Annotated in this window: 14 protein-coding genes and 1 pseudogene; 4 read left to right on the plus strand and 11 right to left on the minus strand. The window is 61.9% G+C overall.

All coding sequences use genetic code 11. The features are described from left to right. Positions 1–21: 21 nt before the first annotated feature. The 8 genes from X751_RS160345 to X751_RS160310 form a co-directional block, all read right to left on the minus strand. On the minus strand, positions 22–750 hold the full coding sequence (locus X751_RS160345) for an amino acid ABC transporter ATP-binding protein (RefSeq protein WP_023670319.1): 729 nt from the start codon (positions 748–750) through the stop codon (positions 22–24). Between the two features lie 70 nt (positions 751–820). Beyond that, the gene (locus X751_RS160340) at positions 821–1,495 is read right to left on the minus strand and encodes an amino acid ABC transporter permease (protein WP_023684787.1); all 675 of its coding nucleotides are present in this window, start codon (positions 1,493–1,495) and stop codon (positions 821–823) included. Then, positions 1,492–2,169 (minus strand): amino acid ABC transporter permease, encoded by a 678-nt coding sequence (locus tag X751_RS160335; protein WP_023684788.1) that lies wholly within the window; start codon positions 2,167–2,169, stop codon positions 1,492–1,494. Before X751_RS160335 ends, X751_RS160340 begins: the two co-directional genes overlap by 4 nt. 136 nt (positions 2,170–2,305) lie before the next feature. Next, positions 2,306–3,094 (minus strand): ABC transporter substrate-binding protein, encoded by a 789-nt coding sequence (locus tag X751_RS160330; RefSeq protein ID WP_023684789.1) that lies wholly within the window; start codon positions 3,092–3,094, stop codon positions 2,306–2,308. Between the two features lie 108 nt (positions 3,095–3,202). Next, positions 3,203–4,366 carry a saccharopine dehydrogenase family protein gene (locus X751_RS160325; RefSeq protein WP_023733917.1) on the minus strand — a complete coding sequence of 388 codons (1,164 nt, stop codon included), beginning with the start codon at positions 4,364–4,366 and terminating at the stop codon, positions 3,203–3,205. Further along, positions 4,363–4,872 carry an Lrp/AsnC family transcriptional regulator gene (locus tag X751_RS160320; RefSeq protein WP_023670324.1) on the minus strand — a complete coding sequence of 170 codons (510 nt, stop codon included), beginning with the start codon at positions 4,870–4,872 and terminating at the stop codon, positions 4,363–4,365. The genes X751_RS160325 and X751_RS160320 overlap by 4 nt, the downstream gene beginning before the upstream one ends. A 318-nt stretch (positions 4,873–5,190) precedes the next feature. Beyond that, positions 5,191–6,234: an acyltransferase gene (locus tag X751_RS160315; RefSeq protein WP_084558235.1), complete on the minus strand. Its 1,044-nt coding sequence runs from the start codon at positions 6,232–6,234 to the stop codon at positions 5,191–5,193. Between the two features lie 172 nt (positions 6,235–6,406). Then, a complete protein-coding gene (locus X751_RS160310) occupies positions 6,407–7,132 on the minus strand; it encodes a 3-keto-5-aminohexanoate cleavage protein (RefSeq protein WP_023743846.1) in 726 nt (241 codons plus the stop codon). 200 nt (positions 7,133–7,332) lie between these two features. Here X751_RS160310 and X751_RS160305 point away from each other — a divergent pair, with 200 nt between their 5' ends. Both X751_RS160305 and X751_RS160300 read left to right on the plus strand, forming a co-directional pair. After that, positions 7,333–7,755, plus strand: a complete 423-nt coding sequence (locus X751_RS160305; RefSeq protein ID WP_023670326.1) for an OsmC family protein — start codon at positions 7,333–7,335, stop codon at positions 7,753–7,755. A 50-nt stretch (positions 7,756–7,805) separates the two neighbouring features. Next, complete coding sequence (locus tag X751_RS160300; RefSeq protein ID WP_031246882.1) at positions 7,806–8,339, plus strand: hypothetical protein; 534 nt, start codon at positions 7,806–7,808, stop codon at positions 8,337–8,339. A gap of 46 nt (positions 8,340–8,385) precedes the next feature. Here the strand turns inward: X751_RS160300 and X751_RS0132560 are convergent, their stop codons facing one another. Continuing rightward, the gene (locus X751_RS0132560) at positions 8,386–8,844 is read right to left on the minus strand and encodes a hypothetical protein (protein WP_050586866.1); all 459 of its coding nucleotides are present in this window, start codon (positions 8,842–8,844) and stop codon (positions 8,386–8,388) included. 65 nt (positions 8,845–8,909) lie between these two features. Here X751_RS0132560 and X751_RS1000000165205 point away from each other — a divergent pair. Next, positions 8,910–9,651: pseudogene (locus tag X751_RS1000000165205) on the plus strand (2OG-Fe(II) oxygenase). Positions 9,652–9,703: 52 nt separating this feature from the next. On the opposite strand, the gene X751_RS160295 reads toward X751_RS1000000165205, so the two are convergent. Continuing rightward, positions 9,704–10,018 (minus strand): EthD family reductase, encoded by a 315-nt coding sequence (locus tag X751_RS160295; RefSeq protein WP_023695528.1) that lies wholly within the window; start codon positions 10,016–10,018, stop codon positions 9,704–9,706. A gap of 228 nt (positions 10,019–10,246) precedes the next feature. Here X751_RS160295 and X751_RS160290 point away from each other — a divergent pair, with 228 nt between their 5' ends. Beyond that, positions 10,247–11,869 (plus strand): ABC-F family ATP-binding cassette domain-containing protein, encoded by a 1,623-nt coding sequence (locus tag X751_RS160290; protein ID WP_023689031.1) that lies wholly within the window; start codon positions 10,247–10,249, stop codon positions 11,867–11,869. A gap of 45 nt (positions 11,870–11,914) precedes the next feature. On the opposite strand, the gene X751_RS160285 is transcribed toward X751_RS160290, so the two are convergent. Continuing rightward, positions 11,915–14,536: an EAL domain-containing protein gene (locus X751_RS160285; RefSeq protein ID WP_031246884.1), complete on the minus strand. Its 2,622-nt coding sequence runs from the start codon at positions 14,534–14,536 to the stop codon at positions 11,915–11,917. Between the last annotated feature and the right edge of the window lie 181 nt (positions 14,537–14,717).

Below are 14,717 nucleotides of genomic sequence, written 5' to 3' on the forward strand. Positions count from 1 at the left end.
ACGACCGGCTTTGGCTAAACTCTAATGCCTTAGAATCTTGCTTAGAAAAGCCCGGCTGCGGTCGGTCTTCGGGTCGGAGAAAAACGCTTCCGGCGTGCCGCTTTCGACGATGGCGCCGGCGTCCATGAACACCACGCGCTGCGCCACCTTGCGGGCAAAGCCCATTTCGTGCGTTACCACCATCATGGTCATGCCTTCCTCGGCCACCGCGACCATGACGTCGAGCACTTCGGAAATCATCTCGGGATCGAGCGCCGAGGTCGGTTCGTCAAACAGCATGATCTTGGGGCGCATGCCGAGGCAGCGCGCGATGGCCACACGCTGCTGCTGGCCGCCGGACAGCTGTGACGGGTAGGCGTTGACCTTGTCGGCGAGGCCGACCTTGGCCAGCAAGTCGCGCCCGGCCTGCTCGGCCTCGGCGCGGGGGATCTTGCGCACATGGATCGGCGCCAGCGTGACGTTTTCCAGCGCCGTCTTGTGCGGGTAGAGGTTGAACGACTGGAAGACGAAGCCGATCTCGGTGCGCAGCTGCGTCATGTTGGTGGCGGGGTCGCCGAGGCGCTGGCCGTCGACGACGAGGTCGCCATCCTTGATCGCTTCCAGGCCGTTGATGCAGCGGATCAGCGTCGACTTGCCCGAACCACTTGGGCCGCAGACGACGACCACTTCGCGCGGCTCGACGCTGAGCGTGATGTCCTTCAGCACATTGAGCGAGCCGAACCATTTGTTGACGCCGCGAAAGTCGATCATGCCCGTTTTGGTCAGGTTTGTCTTGGTCGGGCTTGGATTGGTCATGGCGGTCAGCCCTTTGGGTTCGATGTCACAGCTGCACCTCGCCATGCGCCGCGCCCATGCGGCGCTCCAGCCGGCGGGCGAGCATGATCAGCGGATAGCAGACGACGAAATAGCCGACGCCGACCAGGAAGAAGACCAGCAGGCCGTTGGGCACACGCTGCACCACCAGCCAGCCGACGCGGGTGAGGTCGGTCAGCCCGATCGCCGAGACGACGGAAGAATCCTTGATCAACAGTACATATTGCCCGACCAGCGGCGGCAGCACGATGCGCATCGCCTGCGGCAGCACCACCTGGCGCATGCGTTGCCAGCGCGACAGGCCGGACGCCAGAGCTGCCTCGACCTGGCCGGTCGGCACCGAGCGGATGCCGGCGGCGACGATCTCGCAGATGAAGCACGCGGCGAGGTTGGTGAGCGCGATGATGCCGGCCGTGAAGGCATCGAGCTCGATGCCGAATTCCGGCAGGATGAAGAAGATCAGGAAGATCTGCACCAGGAACGGCGTGCCGCGGATCAGGTCGACCCAGGCGCCGATCACGCTCGAGATCAGCCGGTTGCCGCCGGTGCGCAATATGCCGAGGCCGAAGCCAAGCAGCGTGCCCAGCACCAGGCTGATCGCCGACAGCATCACGGTCATGCCAAGGCCGCGCAAGGCGAGGGGGTAGCTGCCGGCCAGGCTTTGCAGCTGTTGCCAGATCATGTGCTGCTCCTTGCCGGCTGCAGACCGAGCCAGCGACTGGACAGCCCCGCCAGTCCTTTGAGGCCGTAATAGAGCAGCAGATAGAAAGCGGCGATGGTGATGAAACCTTCCGCCGGCATGAAGCGGTCGGACGCCAGCAACTGGCCGGCGCGCGTCAGTTCGGAAACCGAGATCAGCGACAAAAGCGCGGAATCCTTGACCAGCACGATCGCCTGGCCGAGCAGCGGCGGGATCGTCACCTTGAAGGCTTGCGGCAGGATGACCAGGCGCATGCGCTGGACATAGGTCATTCCCGAGGCAACCCCGGCCTCGACCTGGCCGCGCGGGATCGACAGGATGCCGGCGCGGATGATTTCCGCGACATAGGCGCCGCTGTTCAGCGACAAAGCGATGATGCCGACGACGAGCTCGGGCAGGACGAAGCCGAGACGCGGCAGGCCGAAATAGAGGAAGTAGAGCTGCGCCAGCAACGGCGTGGCGCGCACGGCATCGATATAGCCCTTGGCCAGCACGCGAAACAGCTGGCCGCGCTGCAGGTTCATGGCGGCGAGCACGATGCCGACGGCCAGCGCGCCCGCAAAGGACAGCGCCGACAGCCACACGGTCGTGATCAGACCCTGCCCGAACAAAGGCAGATATTCGACGATGGTGCGGAAGCTGAAATTTTCGAGCATGGCGGTGAATTGTGAATGGTGAATGGGCAGTAGTGAGTAGTGAGTGGTGAGCAGTGAAGGGCGTCCGGAATGGCCGTTCACCATTCACCATTCACCATTCACTACTTCCTACTCACTACTCCCTGCTTACCTCTGCTTAGTGATCCTTCTTCCAGGCGTCGGAATTGACCCAGTAGTCGAGGTTCTTCTGCAAGCGGCCGTCGATGCTGACCTGGTTGAGGAACAGGTTCATCCAGATCAACAGGTCCGGCTCGTCGTAGCGGGTGGCGAAGGCAAGCGGCTCCTTCGACAACAGGTCCGGCATGATGGTGAAGGTGCCGGCGGGATAGGCTGTCGACTGACCCTTGACCGCCGAGACGTCGTTGACGCCGCAATCGGCTTGGCCGTTGTTGACTGCGTCGAGCAGCAGCGGGCCGCCGCCCTTGTAGCTCTTGATGTCGGCATCCGGGAAGGCGTTCTTGGCTTCCTTTTCGCCGGTGGCGCCTAACAGCACGGCGATCTTGGTGCCCTTGGCCTTGCAGTCCTCGGTTGTCTTGAACTTGCTGTCGGCCTTGGTGAAGACGGTGCTGCCCGTATACATGTAAGGTGTGGTGAAGGCGACCTTCATGCCGCGCGCCAGCGTCGGCGTCATGTCGGCGACGAGCAGGTCGGCCTTGCCCGAAAGCAGCGCGGGGATCAGCCCGTCCCAATCATAGTCGAGGAAGGTGATCTTGACGCCCATTTCCTTGGCCATCAGTTCGGCGAGTTCGACCGAACTGCCGGTGCGCTCGCCGGCCGCGCCGACCAGCGAGAAGGGAGGTCCTTGCGTCTGTACCGCGACGCGCAGTTCGCCGCGCTTGGTGATCTCGTCGAGCGTTCCGGCACTGGCAGCAGCGGTCAGGCCCGCAAGCGCAAGTCCGGCGATGAAAAGCTTGGCAATCTTCATTTGGCATTCCTCCTGTTATCGTTGTTGTTCCACTTTGTTATTCCACCCTTTCGGGTGTTTTTTGAGCGGCGGCACCGTTTGCCGGCGGCAGCCACCGTTCGAAAATCCTCAGTCCCAGGCCACCGTCTCGGCAACCTTGATGCCACGCCTGGCCAGCTCGTCGAAGAACGGCCCGTCCGGCACATGCAGCAGCGGGTTCAAAAGCCCTGGTGTGGCGATCTCGCGCCGCGCCAGCATCTGCGCCACGATGCTGGCGGGATAGCCGACGCCAAGGCTCATGCCGAACAGGCCTGATGCCAGGTCGCGTTCGATGATCAGGTCCGACGTCACCGTTTTGGCGCGGCCGCCTTCGAGACCGGAAAAGACATTGCGCATCACGCAAAGGTCCTTCTCGTCGGCGCCATATTGCAGTTGCGGGCCGAGCAGACGGCCGAGAAATTCGCGTGGGCTGGCGCCGGTGCCGGGCACCTTGTCTTCGGAGAGGAAGCCGAGTTCCTTCAGCGGCGCCCAGAACGCCGACCATCCCGGCCAGCGCAGCGTATAGCGGCCCGAGCGTTGCAATCCCTTGGCGGCTGCCAGCATCTCGACATAGTGCAGAGCGTCGCCATTGGGGAAAGCTTCCAGCCGGCCGAGGCCCGCGACCTCGATCTCGTGGATGAAGGCATTGTCGTGCTGTCGGCCGGCCGGCACTTCGACGCGCTTGCCATGCTCGATCATCACGCTGTCGCGGTTCTGGCTGACCAGAACCATGTCGAAATTCCAGCTTACCTTGTAGCAAAGCGGCTTCGCCATCGCCTTCGGTTCGGGGATGCCGCCGCAATAGGAATCGATCGAGGAGATCGTAGAGAACTGCTTTGCGGCGCGCGCATAGAGCACGAGGTCGATGCCGGGATCGAGCCCACATTCGGTCATGATCGAAACGCCGGCCTGTTCAGCCTCCGGCGCCAGATCGGCAATCGCCTTGCCGTAATTGGTAGTGACCAGCGGCGTGCGCGTTGCGATCGCGGCCTGCACCGCCTCGCGCATCAATGGCTGCGGCAACAGATCGATGGCGGCGTCGACATCCGCCAGCACGGTGGCAAGCGCCGGACCGATCGCGCCCTCGGGCATGACGAAACGCACGCGGGAAAGGTCGGTCAGCCCGGCAAGCCGGGCAGGGCCGTCAGCCGACGTATCGACGCAGACGACTTCCTCGACACCGGCGCTGGCGACGAGATCGGCGATGGCCGCCCGTCCCTGCAGGCCGAGGCCGCCGAGAACAGCTATTCTCATGCCGGCTCCTTGCGTGACGGTGTTTCTTCCGACCAGCAGCCTTCGGGAAGGCTGACCCATTTGTTGCATGAAGCCATGACGACGAAGGTTTCGCTGCGCACGACTTCCCCGGGAATGCCGGCGCCCGGAATCAGCTCGCTGGTGATGCGGTAGAGGTCGGCGACATCGCCGGCGACGGTCACGTCGACGATGATGTCGAAGCGCCCGGTAACCACCGAGGCCGAGTTGACGAAAGGCAGTTCGGCAATGCGCTGCGCCAGTTCCCGGGCGCGGCCACGTCCCTGAGCGTTGATGCCGACAATGGCCGAGATCAACTCGGGGCGTTCGGTCAGATTGAGCAGCCCGACGATCTTCAAGAGGTTGCGGTCGAGCAGATTGCGCAACCTTGAGCGCACCGTCGGCACCGAGATCGCCATCGTCTCGGCGAGCCGGTTGATGCCGGGCTGGGCATCCTGCGACAACAGCTTTACCAGCCGTCGATCGGTTTGATCGAGATGCTCACGCAAAAGGCAAGGCTTTCATAAAGGGAAAGAAACGATCGGATTTTCTTTCGGATATGAAAAATACCTTATGGGGAATTTTTAACAGCAGCAAGAGCTATGTCATCCCTCTGTGTCCCTTCCGTGTGCGTTCGGGCAAGACAGGATGCATGTCGTCCCAAAACCGCTGCGCATTTTGGGGCAGTCGAGGATGTGCGCGACAGCACTAGGCGACGGAGTGCGAAGACGATCTTGCCGCCGCCGTGGTCGCTTGAACGCGACGCGAGGTCGTAGTGAGCAACGCACCCGCATAACAGGCCGACCAAGTTGCGGCGTAGCCGCAACTCACGCCTTCACCTGATAAGCGGAGAGGCTCATTCGCGACATGGCCAAAAGCGGCCTTTCAATAAAACTATAACTCGCCAGGGACACGGCGATGCAGGCGGTGACAATAGCTATGCCTGCAAGCCATGGTGACACATTGGCGGTTGCAACGACAGGAGCGATCGCGAGCAGCACGATAGGATGGGTCAGATAGAGAGAGTAGGAAGCATCTCCCAGCCTTGCCAGCACGCGAGGAGCAAAAAGTCGGAAGTAGCTCTCCAGGCTGATGCAACCCGCGACAAGGATCAGCGCCGGGATACCTTGAGCAAGGGTTCGCGGCAAGTTGAAGCCAAGTACCATCACCAGTGTGGACACAATAGCGAACCCGACAGCCGAGGCACCCAGGAAAGCGGGCAAACGCAGCAGTCTGCCGACCAGACGGCCGACAGCCATGCCGGCAAGGAACTCAAACAGGATTGGCGTGGTATAGAAAAACAGCACAGTGTCGGCGGCGGGTTTGAAGATAATGCGTGCGGCTACGGCGATTGCAAAGACAACGCCAATCGTGGCCATTTGCGTCAGCGCACCAAAACCCATAGTCGCCGCGAACAGAATGTAAAACAGGATTTCCAGATTGAGCGTCCAACCCACGCCAAGCACTGGCTGGACATAGCCTGTGGCCGTATCGAGATAGGGCACGAAAAACAGGCTATTGGTAATCTGCTCAAAGGACACTCCACGACCGGCAAACAGCCAAAGTGCGGCGACCATGAGGAAGGTCATGACCCAATAGAACGGAACGACGCGCGTGAACCGCTGCATCAAAAAAGCACGGTGGTCGCGATGTCTGTTCTCCGTCGAGAGAACCATGACAAAACCGCTGATGACGAAAAACAGGTCGACGCCGCTGTTTAGAATGGGAATAGGCAAATCGAGCACGCCTAGTGCGGCCGGAAGATGATAGATAACAACCATAAGGGCTGCTAGCCCCCGCAGGGTCTGTATCGATGTATATTGTTGAATCCGACGCGGCGCAGCGTGATCATTATCCGGAATGACGTTCATTAAAAAATGTCCCCGATGCCGGAGAATATTAACACAGATGAGATCGTTGATGCGACGATTAACTGCCGGTTTAATTAATACATAAAATTTGAATAGCTTTCACCGACTTTCGCGGCCCGGGCCTTGCGATCGCCATCGTCTCGGCGATGCCTTGGCGCGCTGCTTGTATGCGCTATCGCCCGGCCTGGAAGATCGCCACCGCTGCCGCCGTCAGCGCGGCATTGCCGGCCGCAACCGTGCCATCCGGCAGATGCTTCCCATCCTCCAGCCCGACGCGCGTCGACCAGTCGCGATCCGCGGCACGGCGCACGAACGGCCACACCGTCGCGTTCTCGCCATGCAGCAGGATGGCACGGCGAATGCCGGCGCGCTCCAGGACCTGTTCGATGCCGTCGGCGACCGCAAAAGCCTCGTCTAGCGTCTGCTCGGAAATCTCGATCAGCACGCGCAGCACGCGCCCGCCATGGTCGAGGCCGACCAGCCGCTCGGCGTCGGCGACCGACGCCAGACCCGCCTCGATGCCGATGCCGCGCTGCCGCAGGCTCTCCATGACGATAGGCGCGGCCGCCTCGCTGAGATTGACCGAGGCATAGTCCGGCAATTCGCGCCAGCCGGCGATGGCGACCAGCGTGCTTGTATCGTCATTCTCGATCCAGGCGCCGGTGGAGACGCCGATCAGCGTACCGGGGCAGGCACGGCGCAGCCCTGCGATGGTCGGATCCATCGCTGCCGGCGCAAGGCTCTCGCGGCGGTCCGCGCTGCGGGCATGGACATGCAGCTCAGCTGCGCCCGCGGCAATCGAAGCCGCCCCGTCGCGCGCCATAGCGTCGGAGTCGAGCGGCAGTGTGGGGTGAAAATCGGCGGCGCGCGCGCCATTGATGCAGGCCTGGACGATCATGGCTCTCGCGATCCTGTTGCGGATCGCGCGAGCCTACCGCAGGGCAGGGCGGAGAGGGAACGGGCGTGGTGAAGATTGCTGACAGGGTGCCGCTTCTGCGGAGGTTGCGGTATCGGCCCAGGACATACCATATAGCGGGACAGGACACGCCACGGGCGATCCTTACCCCTTTGCCGGACTGCCGGCCAGAAGGATTTGCGATGGCTGAGTTGAAGGTCAGAACCCGCGTCACCGGCGCGACGGCGACGCTGCAGCCCGGCGGCTTGCCTTCCATCACCACTCCGACCGGCGGTGCAGTCGATGTCGTCACCGGCGTCAGCGCGCCGGGCTTCAATCCGCTCGACCTGCTCTACGCCTCGCTCGCCGCCTGCATGGTGCTGAGTGCGCGCATCGCCGCCTCCCGCCTCGGGGTTGCCGCCGCGCTTGGCGAGGTGCGCGCCGAGGTCAGCGGCGAGAAGGCCAAGGACGAGCCGTCGCGCGTCGAAAGGCTCAACATCAGGCTCGACATCTCAGGCGATCTCGACGCTGCGACCAAGCAGCGGATCGTCGAGGACGCCGAAGCGATCTGCACGGTGTCCAACACGCTGCGCGCCGCGCCGCAATTGCATACGACGCTTGGGTGAGGGCTTCGCGGAATGCCTCGCTGCCACCAACCAAGGACCGTCCCAAGGCCATGATCCCGCCGATCGACTACGCCTCGGCATCGCATGACATCCGCGCCGAGCACGACAGGGAGCTTGGCCTGCGCGGGCGCATGACCAACATGAAGCGCATCCTGCTGCATTCACCGGCGGCCCACCGCATCTATGCCGAATGGTTCACCCTGCGCGATCTGCTCAAGCCCGCACTCGACGACCGCGCTGTCTGGCTGTTGTCGCTGGCGATCTCCGAGAGATGCCGCGCCGAGATACCGCTTACCTTCTTCCGCCGCGCGCTGATCGATGGTGGCCTTGATCCCGAGGCAATCCAGCCAACCTCCGACGAGGCGTTGCTGATCGAATTTGGCAAGGCAGTCGCCGCCGATGCCAATGTCATTCCGAACGACATCTGGGCAGCGCTGAAGGCTCGCTATGACGACACGCTGCTGGTCAACCTCGTCGCCTTCGCCGGCATCATGGTGGCGACCTGCCTGTTCACAAACGCGGTGAGGGTCGATCTGGACCCTGAGTTGGAGGCGTATCGCCGCAAGGGTGCCGATCCGGTCTGATGCGATCGATACGCAGTCGATCTGCAGTGGATATCGCCCGGAAGGATCAGCCGTAGTAGCCGGCTCCAAACAGCAAAAGTGTTTCCACCTGGGAGTCCGCTTCTTTTCCTATGGCTGTCCAGATGCTGATGCCGAGAGCATTCGAAATCGCGCTATCGATCTCGACCTTCACATTGGGGTCGGTTTGTCTCAAGAACCTCAGCGCAACCTCCATGGAAATCGGAAACAGCGACGCGCCACCCAGTTCCAAGATCGCAGGCGAGGTGAATTCTAGCGCTTCGAGTGCGCCATCGGCCTTGTAATAGGCGAATACTCCAAGGTCCGGCCAATAGTCGGCCGGAACGCTGGTTGGGCTCCGCCGGAAGACCTTGAGCTCTCCTGAAAAGAAGGATCTGACAGTCGCCTTAGACGATCCGAGAGGAAGCCCTTTGACGCCATTTAGCGGTTCGATCGAAAGATGCATGTACACAGTTAATCGCTGCCGGCAGCAGATGACAATGTTCATCGCAGGAATCGGGTGGCCCAGGCGCCTCGTTCGCCCCACTTTGACCGCAAGCAAAGGAGGCATCCATGACCATCCATTCGATAAGCACCAAACGCGCAGCCCATTCGGCCGAAGCGCGCATCGCAGCGCAGGACTGGAGTGCTCTGATCGGCGAACTGAACAGCCACGGCAGCACCGTCATGCCGGCGCTGCTTTCACCCGAGGAGTGCACCGAGATCGCCGGTCTCTATCCGCATGAGGACCATTTCCGCAGCCATGTGGTGATGGCCCGCCATGGCTTCGGCAAGGGCGAGTACCGCTATTTCCGCTATCCGCTGCCGGATCTGGTCGGTGGCCTGCGCACCGCGCTCTATCCCAGGCTGGCCGGCGTCGCCAACGACTGGAACGAACGCATGGGCGCGGCACGGCGCTATCCCGATGACCACGCCGCCTTCCTCCAGCTTTGCCACGAAAGCGGCCAAACGCGGCCGACGCCGCTTCTCCTGCAATATGGCCCCGGCGACTTCAACTGCCTCCATCAGGACCTCTACGGCGATCTCGCTTTTCCCCTGCAGGTGGCGATCCTGTTGTCGCAGCCCGGCGAGGATTTCACCGGCGGCGAATTCGTGCTGACCGAGCAGCGCCCGCGCATGCAAAGCAGCCGAAGTGGTGCCGCTGACCCGAGGCGATGCAGTGATCTTTGCTGTCCACAATCGCCCGGTGCAAGGCACGAAAGGGCACTACCGCGTCAATCTCCGGCACGGCGTCAGCCGCCTGCGCTCGGGACGGCGGCATACGGTGGGGATCATCTTCCACGACGCGAAGTAACGTCGTCCGCTTCGGCGCGGCTCCTTCGTTCCACTCCGAGATCGGCTAAGATTCACACTTCGTCGACGTCGAACAGCAGCATCGTCAAGTCATCGTCTCCTGGGGCGAGTATACGCCGGTCAGCGGCGCAGGCAATGCCGATTTCGGTGGCAAATGCGCTCTGCATATCGGCGAGGCTGTCGAAATAGAGTGTCCCGACCAGATACGGAATCTCGCCCGCCGAGCGCTTGATGATGGGCCGCCTGCTGATGTCGTAGCGCCGCAGGCCGGGAAGCTTCTTGGCCAGCGGCACATGAGCCTCGAAATAGTGCCGGTCGAACGCCTCCGGATCAGCCGGGGTTTTGTAGATCACGAGCATCTTGGCCATCGTCATATTCCTGCCTGTTGGTGTCGCTGTTTGGGGGCCATGCAGGCCGCCGTGCCAATGTCGGTCCGCGAGGGCGGTTTTCGACAATCGCTGGATTTTTGTTTTCGAGCGCGATGACGGGGTCCTCGCCACCATCTGTGGCGCTTCTGCCTCTTTCCTCCTTGCGCTCATTCGCGTATGGCCCCGGGCAAATCCCTCAACTTTGCACCAACTCCCCCGGACCGCCTCATGATCCGTCTTGAAAGCATCAGCAAACAGAACGGCCGCCAGCTTGTCTTCATCGAGGCCTCGGCCTCGCTACAGAAGGGCGAGAAGATCGGCCTTGTCGGTCCGAACGGCGCCGGCAAGACGACTTTGTTTCGCATGATTACCGGCCAGGAGCAGCCCGACGAGGGCCAGGTGCAGGTCGATCGCGGCGTCACCATCGGCTATTTCAGCCAGGATGTCGGCGACATGGCCGGCCACAGTGCTGTGGCCGAAGTGATGAACGGCGCCGGGCCGGTCAGCGACGTGGCGGCCGAAATGGCCGAACTCGAGGCGGCCATGGCCGATCCCGAGCAGGCCGACCGGATGGATGAGATCATCGAGAAATATGGCGAGGCGCAGCACCGTTTCGAGGAACTCGACGGCTATGCGCTCGATGGCCGCGCCCGCGAAGTGCTGGACGGCCTGGGCTTCAGCCAGGAAATGATGGACGGCGATGTCGGCAAACTGTCCGGCGGCTGGAAGATGCGCGTGGCGCTGGCCCGCATCCTGTTGATGCGGCCCGATGTCATGCTGCTCGACGAACCGTCCAACCATCTCGATCTCGAAAGCCTGATCTGGCTGGAGCAGTTCCTGAAAGGTTATGAGGGCGCGCTGCTGATGACCTCGCACGACCGCGAGTTCATGAACCGCATCGTCAACAAGGTGGTCGAGATCGACGCCGGTTCGCTCACCGCCTATTCCGGCAATTACGAATTCTACCAGCAGCAGCGGGCGATCGCCGACAAGCAGCAGCAGGCGCAGTTCGAGCGCCAGCAGGCCATGCTGGCCAAGGAGATCGCTTTCATCGAGCGCTTCAAGGCGCGGGCGTCACACGCCGCCCAGGTGCAGAGCCGGGTGAAGAAGCTCGACAAGATCGATCGTGTCGAGCCGCCCAAGCGCCGTCAGATCGTGAATTTCGATTTTCAGCCGGCGCCGCGCTGCGGCGAGGATGTCGTGACGCTGAAGAACGTCCACAAGGGCTATGGCAGCCGCTCGATCTATGAGGGGCTGGACTTCCAGGTCCGCCGCCGCGAGCGCTGGTGCATCATGGGCGTCAACGGCGCCGGCAAGTCGACACTGCTGAAGCTGGTGGCCGGCGCGTCTGACCCGGATGCCGGCACAGTTGCTCGGGGGCCGAGTGTGAAAATGGGCTATTTCGCCCAGCACGCCATGGAGGTGTTGGAGGGCGAACGGACCGTGTTCCAGACGCTGGAGGACGCGTTTCCGCAAGCCGGCCAGGCGCCGCTCAGGGCACTCGCCGGCTGCTTCGGCTTTTCCGGCGACGAGATCGAGAAGAAATGCCGGGTGCTGTCGGGCGGCGAAAAGGCGCGCCTGGTAATGGCGCTGATGCTGTTCGACCCGCCCAACCTGCTGGTGCTGGACGAGCCGACCAACCATTTGGACATCGCCACAAAGGAGATGCTGATCACGGCGCTGTCGCAATACGAAGGCACCATGCTGTTCGTCTCGCACGACCGCCATTTCCTGGCCGCACTCTCCAACCGCGTACTGGAACTGACGCCAGAAGGCATCCACACCTATGGCGGCGGCTATACCGAATATGTGGAGAGGACCGGGCACGAGGCGCCGGGGCTGCGGACCTGACGCAGGTCCTGCGTCCGCATTTGCGTCCAGCAAAGCCAGGATTTGTCAGCTCGCCGCCAGCCATTTGCGCGACTGCGCGAAGGCCTTGAAGGCTTTGGCATCCATCGGGTAGCCGAACAGGAAGCCTTGCAGGATGTCGCAGCCAAGCTCTTTCAGGATGCGCGCGTGCTCCATCGTCTCGACGCCCTCGGCGATCACTTCGATCCCGAGCGACTTGCCGATGTCGATGATGGACGACACAAGCTGCCGCTGTGCGGTTGAGCTGGTGATGGGGGTGACCAGCTGGCGGTCGATCTTGAGGCGACGGGGCCGCAACTTCAACAGCGAGACGATCGAGGCATGCCCGGTGCCGAAATCGTCGATCTCGACGTCGATGCCGAGCCCCTTGATGTGTTCGATGTTCCAGCTGACCAGCTCGTCGTTTTCGTCGAGGAAAATCGACTCCACCAGTTCGAACGACACGGTCCCTTCCTTGATCGGAAGCTTGCGCAAACCCTTGATCAGGTCCCTGTCTTCCAGGCGCCGTGCGGAAACGTTGACCGAGACGCGCGGGATGTTGAGGTGGCTGCGCGACCAACGCTCAAAATTATCGAGCGCCTGCTCCAGGACGGTGCGGTCGATAAGCGCCACGACATTAAGTTCTTCAGCCACCTTGATGTAGGCGTCGGGGGTCAGCATGCCGCGTTGCGGATGATCCCAACGCGACAGCGCCTCGACGCCGACGATCTCCAGCGTCTTGGCGTCGAACTGCGGCTGATAGTAGACGATGAATTCGTTCCGCTCGAGCCCGCCCAGAATCTCGTCGGCGGTTTGCTTGGTCCGCACGATCTCGCTCTGCAGCTCTTCGTTGAAAAACTCGTAGCGGTTGCGGCCGCGGCCTTTCGCCCGGTACAGCGCCAGATCGGCATTGACAAGCAACTGCTTGGCATCGACGCCGCTATTGGCCGCAATGCCGATGCTGACGCCGAACCGGCACTGGTGACCCAGATAGTCGACCGGCTGGCGCATCGCATCGATAATGTGGTCGGCCAGCGCGGCGAGGTCCTTGTCGTCGCGTCCATGGCTCAGCACGACAAACTCGTCGCCGCCGATGCGCGCAACGAAATCGGCACTGCCGACGCTGGCCTTGATGACTTTCGAAGCATGCACCAGCAATGCATCGCCCGCTGCATGGCCGAGCGTGTCGTTGATCTGCTTGAACCGGTCAAGGTCGAGATGCAGCAACGCCGCACGGCCGTCGGCTTCGCGGTTTTCGGCAAGCATCTCGTCCAGATACCGACGGTTGGGCAGACCGGTCAGCGAATCATGCATCGCGACATGCTCGATGCGGGCTTTGGCCAGGTTCAGTTCGGCATTTTTCGATTCTGAAAGGCGACGTTCACGCACGAGATTCTCGTTGAGCAGCACGTCGCCTGTCACATCCCATTCGGCGCCGATCATTTTTGGCGTGCCGTCGATGTCCCGGAAGAAACTGGCGCGGGTGCGCACATGGCGAATGGTGCCGTCCGGCCGCACGAGCCGATACTGCGAAGAGTAGGGGCCTTGTGTTGCAACAGCCGAATCGAAATCTGCTTTAGCCCGTTCGAAGTCTTCGGGATGAATCGCCAAGGCCCAGTCGTCATAGCTACGGGACTTGCCGCCTGAGGGTTTGCCATAGATTTCGTTGATGCGGTCGTCCCATACGAGTTCGTTGCTGACTGTATCGTGCTCCCACACGCCTATAGCAGAGGCTTCCAACGCCAGCTCCAGCCGCCGGGACAGGCGCCTCAACTCGGCGTCATTTTTCTGCCGCTCACCGAAAAGACGTCCTGCCACGAGGATCGGCAGCACCACCAGCGCGCCGGCAAGCGCCATGAGCAGACGCAACAGCCACTCATTTTTCGGAGCGGTCGGCCAACCGCCCTTCGGTATGGCTGAAATTTGCCAGGAGCCTGAAGGCAATTGCACCTCTGCCATCACCGGATTGCCGGACACGACATTATCGCCGCCGAAGAACAGTTCCCCGCCGCCGCCGAGCGCATCCTTGCCGATAAGCGCCACATCGATATCCAGATCAGGGTCGGTCAGTCCGCTGGCAGCGTAGAGCCGATCGACATCGATCACGGCCGAGACGATACCCCAGAAACGGTCGCCGCCACCCGCCGTCGGCACGAAGACCGGGATACGGCCGATGAAGCCACGTCCGCCTTGCGCCAGTTTGACCGGCCCGGCGAGCACCAGCGCGCGCTGGTCACGAGCGCGAAGCGCGGCCATGCGTTGCGTATCGCTCTTGCGGTAGTCCAGCCCGATGGCTTTTTCATTGCCTTCCAGCGGATATATCAGCGCGATGACGAGGTCGGGCGCACCGGCAATATCGCGCAACTGCGATTTTTGCTCGAACAAATTACGGGCGAGTGCCGCAAATCTTTGCTGGCCCATATAGGGCTCGGTAACGATTGTCGAAACGAGACCCTGAACCAGCTGGAGATTGCCGCTTATGTTGCCTTCGAGCTTGGCACGTATGATGTTGACCTTGGCCAGGACGTCGGCGCGCGCCAGCTGATCGGAGACCTCTCTGTTCCTCTGGTCGGCAACCAGGGCGCAGACGAGAAGCACGACAAAGGCAATCGCCGCCGGCAAGTTGGCGGAAGAAAAAACGGCCCGTTTCAACCGGCCGGAATTGAGCATTGCACCTGCCAACTCGATCCGAAGACCTTTCCAGGACAGTAGTCCTTCGGTCGACCATAGTAGCTAAAGCTTAAGTTTGAGCTTCGAGACGAATCCGAGAACAAACGGTAAGCTTTTGGCTGCCAGGGTCCAGCCGAAATCTGAATGAGTGTCCGAAAGTAGGACGCCAGGTTGCAGCGTT

This window comes from Mesorhizobium sp. LNJC394B00 (assembly GCF_000502555.1).
GTDB lineage: Bacteria > Pseudomonadota > Alphaproteobacteria > Rhizobiales > Rhizobiaceae > Mesorhizobium.

Coding starts and splice junctions, on each gene's coding strand:
- X751_RS160305 (WP_023670326.1), top strand. CDS start 7,333: ATGGCTGAGTTGAAGGTCAGAACCCGCGTCACCGGCGCGACGGCGACG.
- X751_RS160345 (WP_023670319.1), bottom strand. CDS start 750: ATGATCGACTTTCGCGGCGTCAACAAATGGTTCGGCTCGCTCAATGTG.
- X751_RS160315 (WP_084558235.1), bottom strand. CDS start 6,234: ATGAACGTCATTCCGGATAATGATCACGCTGCGCCGCGTCGGATTCAA.
- X751_RS160335 (WP_023684788.1), bottom strand. CDS start 2,169: ATGCTCGAAAATTTCAGCTTCCGCACCATCGTCGAATATCTGCCTTTG.
- X751_RS160300 (WP_031246882.1), top strand. CDS start 7,806: ATGATCCCGCCGATCGACTACGCCTCGGCATCGCATGACATCCGCGCC.
- X751_RS160295 (WP_023695528.1), bottom strand. CDS start 10,018: ATGGCCAAGATGCTCGTGATCTACAAAACCCCGGCTGATCCGGAGGCG.
- X751_RS160340 (WP_023684787.1), bottom strand. CDS start 1,495: ATGATCTGGCAACAGCTGCAAAGCCTGGCCGGCAGCTACCCCCTCGCC.
- X751_RS160325 (WP_023733917.1), bottom strand. CDS start 4,366: ATGAGAATAGCTGTTCTCGGCGGCCTCGGCCTGCAGGGACGGGCGGCC.
- X751_RS160310 (WP_023743846.1), bottom strand. CDS start 7,132: ATGATCGTCCAGGCCTGCATCAATGGCGCGCGCGCCGCCGATTTTCAC.
- X751_RS160285 (WP_031246884.1), bottom strand. CDS start 14,536: ATGCTCAATTCCGGCCGGTTGAAACGGGCCGTTTTTTCTTCCGCCAAC.
- X751_RS160290 (WP_023689031.1), top strand. CDS start 10,247: ATGATCCGTCTTGAAAGCATCAGCAAACAGAACGGCCGCCAGCTTGTC.
- X751_RS0132560 (WP_050586866.1), bottom strand. CDS start 8,844: ATGAACATTGTCATCTGCTGCCGGCAGCGATTAACTGTGTACATGCAT.
- X751_RS160330 (WP_023684789.1), bottom strand. CDS start 3,094: ATGAAGATTGCCAAGCTTTTCATCGCCGGACTTGCGCTTGCGGGCCTG.